The organism is Clostridium tarantellae (assembly GCF_009295725.1).
Taxonomy (GTDB): domain Bacteria; phylum Bacillota; class Clostridia; order Clostridiales; family Clostridiaceae; genus Sarcina; species Sarcina tarantellae.
Genome location: NZ_WHJC01000222.1, coordinates 1 through 5,624, shown reverse-complemented (window position 1 = coordinate 5,624; position 5,624 = coordinate 1). Strand labels below are relative to the sequence as shown.

Here is a 5,624-nt window from a genome sequence, read left to right as displayed (position 1 = left end):
TAAATAATCAATAATAATTAAAAATTCTAATTATTTATTAAATAAAAAAAGATTTTAATTTAATATTACGATTTTTTTTTGTTTAAAGATAAAAATAGTTAAAACTTTTAAAATATTAATTTGAAAAGGAGTTTGTTAATAAAATGATAAAAATAATAATATTAAATGATATTTATTGAATAATAGGTTGCGAATATTAGCATATTAGTATATTGTATAATAAATTAATAAAATGTAATAAATTTCAAAAGCATTTAATTAAAAAGATCATTATCTAGAGGAATTATATAAGTTTTATTAGATTTTAAAAAAGCTATGATGCACAAAAGTGCATCATAGCTTTTTTAATTTTCATTTTCTTTCCATTTGGTAATGTTAGGATGAAGATCTAAAATAGATTTATATTGAGCAAGTACTCCAAATTCACCATTAGGATCTAGTTTCATATATCTTTCGTATTTAGCTAGTCTATCTTCTTCACGAGCCCAACCAAAATGTTTTAATCTAAAGTTGCTTTTTGCCATTCTCAAATGTTCTAAATTTTTAGGAAAACGTCCGCAGTGTTGAGCAGTTTCATGCCAAATATAATTAAAGTTACGTTGATATCTAGTTAAAAATGGTCTATAAGTATTATGTGCACACCAAAGCCCATCATCTCTATAATGCTCCATATCCCAAAAATCATATAGTCTAAAAATATAAGAATCCACATCAAAATTATTATCTATAAGATTATGAACACCTTCAGCAAAACTATCTTCAAATATTTCATCAGCATCTAAATTAAGAATCCAATCAGGGTTAGTTTTAATGGTTTCTTTCCATTGAAGTTTTCTTAAATTTATTTCATTAGAAAACATAGAATTTTTATTTTCTATTAAAATTAAGTTTTTATCTCCTAATAAATCCTTTATAATTTCTTTTGTTTTATCTGTACTACCATCATCTATTATGATGGCATTATCTATATATTTTCTATGTTGATTTAAAGCTGTTTCTAAATATCTACCTTCTTCATTTTTTACAATCATAGATAAAGTTAATTTATTTTTATCATTAACCTTTCTTATTAAAGGTAATACATTAGAAAAGGGTTTGTTTTGAAATGTTAATTCATCTATAAGCCATTGATCTTTAATTTTATTAACTTTTGTAGTAAGCTCAAATTTATTTTGATAGCTATAATTATTTTTATATCCAGTATTAATTAAATCACATTTTAGCAATATTTGTTCATAACCGTCATAAAGAGTTATATTTAAATTTTCTAAAGTAGCTTTATTTATAGTTTTAGTAGCAATTAAATTTTCTTTTAAATTATTAAGTCTATTTTTTTGAACTAATCTTTCTCTTTCAGTAAAATCTTTTTCCCATTCTGTATTAAAGGGTTTTTTATAGGAATAAGTTTCTAAATTTATTAAAGCTTTAGCTACTATATCGGCAACTTGATAAGATATTAATTCTAAATCTCTTTTGGCAGAATTTTTTTTAAATTCCTCAACTCCTTCTAAATCATTATTTCTATATATATGGTAAGCAGGATAGTGAGTATCAACAAAAAGTTCAAATCCTAAAGCAGCAGCTCTTATGCAGAAAGCTCTATCTTCACCCCAAAAAGAAATATTATAAATCTTATTAAAATTAACACCTTTTTGTAATGCTTTTTTAGAGATTAAAGTACAAGCACCTAAACCACCAACTTTATAAAGTCCGGGAACCTTAAGCATATTTATAAATTCATTACTAAGACGTTGAGCTTCTTCTTGAGGAATTGGATTAATTGCATCTGCATTATAAAAAGTATAAGCATCCTTCACCCAAACTTGAGGAAGTTCAGGACCTTCAGGGCTCCATCTAGTCCAAAATACATTAGAGATGATATCTTTATTAGCTTCAACTAAAGTAACAAGTGTAGGAATTTGTAAAACTATATCAGAATCTATAAAAAATAAATAATCAAAGTTTTCTTTTACTGCAAATTTAATAATTTCATTTTTAAATTTAGTAACTTTATCTACTAAAGAATTATTCCATCTATGGGTATAATCATCACAATAGTATTGTTGATCTTCTTCAGAAGATAAGTCTACGTTAAGTAATGTTACATTTTCATGTTTTTCTTTAAAATCATTTAATAGCTTTGATGAATTTTTATCAGAATTATCATCTACAAAGCAATAATCTACTTTAAGATTAGTTTTTTCTAATTCTTCTAAAGATTTTAAAAATTCTAATAAAATTTCATATTTCTGATGAACAGGACTACCTATTAATACTCTTTTTATATTGTTCATTATTAGCCTCCTATTAATATTTGAAAATATTTGAATCTAAAGAATCTATTTTTTTACTAGAAGTTAATAAGGTTTTTTCTAACTCTTCTATAGAATTAGCTTTAATATTTTGTTTTTTTAATATTCTAAGTTCTGATTGTGTAATATATGTTTTTAAATCTAAAACTGCTAATTTAATACCAGTTGCTTTTGTATTATTTAATTCATCTACTAAATAACTTTGTTGCCCGTAAGGAAATACTTCATTAGGATTTAACCATAGAATCCATTTCATTGAAGATTTCTTTATCATAGTTTTTAAAATATTATTTTTAGTAGTTCCTATGACTTTAGCACCATAGTTACTTACATTTTTTATATCTTCATGATTAGAATTTGCATCTATAATTAAAATTTCATCTGAAAGTTCATTACAACTTTTTACACAATCTATTAATTTTCCTTCAGGGGAAGTTACTATTATACAAGTTGTTAAAAGTCCACTAGGATGCCATACTATCATATTGTTTAATTCATCAAATAAAGCTGATAAATTATTACTTTTATCAAAACCATTATCAGGATAATCATAATTACCATCTTTACAAGTTGTATATTTGTTTAAATAAAATTTTGAACGACTATACTTTCCACATTCTCTTTCAGCCAAAGCTGCCATGAAATACATATCTTTAAAGTTTGGAAAATAAACTTTATATTTTTCCACAGTATTAACCATATCTGTAAATTTGTTTAAAGCTAAATAAGATTTTAAAATATTTATTATTAAATATGCAAAATAAATTTCTCTTGAAGTGTTAAAATTACTTTTTTGTATAGACTTGTTATATATAGTTAATGCTGTTTTGAAATCATGCATTTTAGCGTATTCATTTCCTAAATTATAATAGTAATAACCTGTTTTTTCTTCTTCAGGTAAAGATAATAATATATCTAAGTTACGTTGACTTTTTTTATTTTCATCAACTATATTGGGATCATATCCGTAATGAAATATTCTTACATCAGTAGTACGAACATTATCAAAACCTCCAACTATAGGAACTTGTTCATGAATTCTTCCTACAAATCTATGTTCAGGTCTGTTTCTAAAAGCTCTAAGTACAATAAAACTATCTGTTTCAGCACCATTTAATATATTAACTGATCTAAAAAAGAATCCTTGATAAAATTTCTCAGATTCAAAGTATTTTCTTAATTTTTCAGAATCATCCTTTGGAATTTCTTCATCAGCATCTAAACAAAGTATCCAATCTCCAGTAGCATTATCTAAAGACACATTTCTAGCATCTGCAAAACTATTATTCCATTTATGATAAAATATTTTAGCTCCTAAGCTTTTAGCTATTTCTACAGTGCTATCTTCAGAACCAGTATCTACTACTATTATTTCATCAGCTAAACCTTGTACGCTTTTTAAACATTTACCAATGTTATTTTCTTCATTTTTTGCTATTAAACATACGCTTAATCTCATAAATCCTCCTATATTAATTTATTCAATAAGTTGCTACAATACAATATATGTAATAAAATGGAAAAAGTGCTTTTTTATTAATTTTTATTTTAAAATTTAAAAACCTTATAAGGTATTGTATAAGAATTAAAAGTGATAATATTGGATAAATTAAATATAAAGTTAAAGTATTTTAATATGTGGAAATTTTAGTTTTAGGAGGTGTTTTAGCATGAATGAAAATAATTTAAATATTATTCCTTTGGGGGGGCTTGGAGAAATTGGGAAAAATATAACGGCTATACAATTTAATGATGAAATAATAGTTATAGATTGTGGATTAGCTTTTCCAGATGAAGAGATGTATGGTGTAGATTTAATAATACCAGATATAAAATATTTATTAGAAAATTCAAAAAAGGTAAAGGGATTTTTTATAACTCATGGACATGAAGACCATATAGGAGCATTACCATATATTTTAAAACAATTAAATATTCCAGTTTATGGAACGAAATTGACGCTAGGTATTATAGAAACTAAACTAAAGGAACATAATCTATTAAAGGAATGTAAGCTGTTAGTAGTTAATCATGGTGATATTATAGAATGTGGTGATTTGAAAGTTGAATTTATTAGAAATACTCATAGTATAGCAGATTCCTGTAGTATAGCAATTCATACTCCTATAGGAATTATATTTCACACAGGTGACTTTAAAATAGATTATACACCTATTGATGGAAACACTATGGATTTAGAAAGAATATCTTTTTTGGGGAAAAAAGGAGTATTACTTTTAATGTCTGATAGTACTAATGTAGAACGCTCAGGATGTTCTATTTCTGAAAGCACAATAGGGCAAACCTTATTAAGAATTTTTTCAAGTGCTAAAGGAAGAGTAATAATAGCTACTTTTGCTTCTAATATTCATAGAATGCAACAAATTATAAATGTATCTATTAAATATGGTAGAAAGGTAGTTTTTAATGGAAGAAGTATGGAGAGTATTTCTAAAGTAGCTAGAGAGCTAGGATATTTACATATACCAGAAGACTGTATAATTGAACTAGACCAAATTGATAATTATGAAAACAATAAAGTTACTATAATAACTACAGGAAGCCAAGGAGAACCAATGGCAGCTTTAGCAAGAATAGCTTTTTCTACTCACAGAAAAATAAAAATTGAAAAGAATGATGTATTTATAATTTCAGCCTCTCCTATACCAGGAAATGATAAGTTGATTTCTAAAGTTATAAATGAACTTTATAAAAAAGGTGCTGATGTAATTTATAAAGATCTAGAGGATGTTCATGTTTCAGGTCATGCTTGTCAGGAAGAATTAAAGCTAATTTATACTTTAGTTAAACCACAATATTTTATGCCTATTCATGGAGAATATAGACATTTAAAGCATCATAGTGATTTAATAGAGAAATTAGGAATGCCACGCAAAAATATGTTTTTGTTAGAAACGGGGCAAGTTTTATCTATTAAAGAAAATAATGCTGAAGTTAAAGGTAAGGTTCATTCAGGTAATATATTAGTTGATGGATTAAGTGTGGGAGATGTAGGTAATATAGTTCTTAGAGACAGGAGACATTTAGCACAAGATGGAATGATAACCATAGTTTTTGCCATAGAAAAATATACTTATAGTATAATAGCTGGACCTGATGTTATAACAAGAGGTTTTATATATGTAAAAGAATCAGAAGCTTTAATAAAAGAAGTTAAAGATATTGCTAGAAGAGAGTTAGAAAGTTGTTTAAGTAATAAAATAATAGAATGGTATATACTTAAAAATAAAGTTAAAAAAGAAATTGAAGAATATTTATATGAAAATACTAAAAGAAGACCTACTATTATTC

The 5,624-nt window shown here is 25.3% G+C and carries 3 protein-coding genes; 1 reads left to right on the top strand and 2 read right to left on the bottom strand.

Going from position 1 to position 5,624, the window contains the following annotated elements; all coding sequences use genetic code 11:
* Positions 1–344: 344 nt before the first annotated feature.
* Together GBZ86_RS11965 and GBZ86_RS11960 are read right to left on the bottom strand one after the other, a co-directional pair.
* Positions 345–2,294, bottom strand: a complete 1,950-nt coding sequence (locus GBZ86_RS11965; protein WP_152890965.1) for a glycosyltransferase — start codon at positions 2,292–2,294, stop codon at positions 345–347.
* Between the two features lie 13 nt (positions 2,295–2,307).
* Positions 2,308–3,771 carry a glycosyltransferase gene (locus tag GBZ86_RS11960; RefSeq protein WP_152890963.1) on the bottom strand — a complete coding sequence of 488 codons (1,464 nt, stop codon included), beginning with the start codon at positions 3,769–3,771 and terminating at the stop codon, positions 2,308–2,310.
* A gap of 211 nt (positions 3,772–3,982) precedes the next feature.
* Between GBZ86_RS11960 and GBZ86_RS11955 the strand changes: the two genes are divergently transcribed.
* The coding region (locus tag GBZ86_RS11955) for a ribonuclease J (protein ID WP_152890962.1) at positions 3,983–5,624 on the top strand (1,642 nt) is incomplete at its 3' end.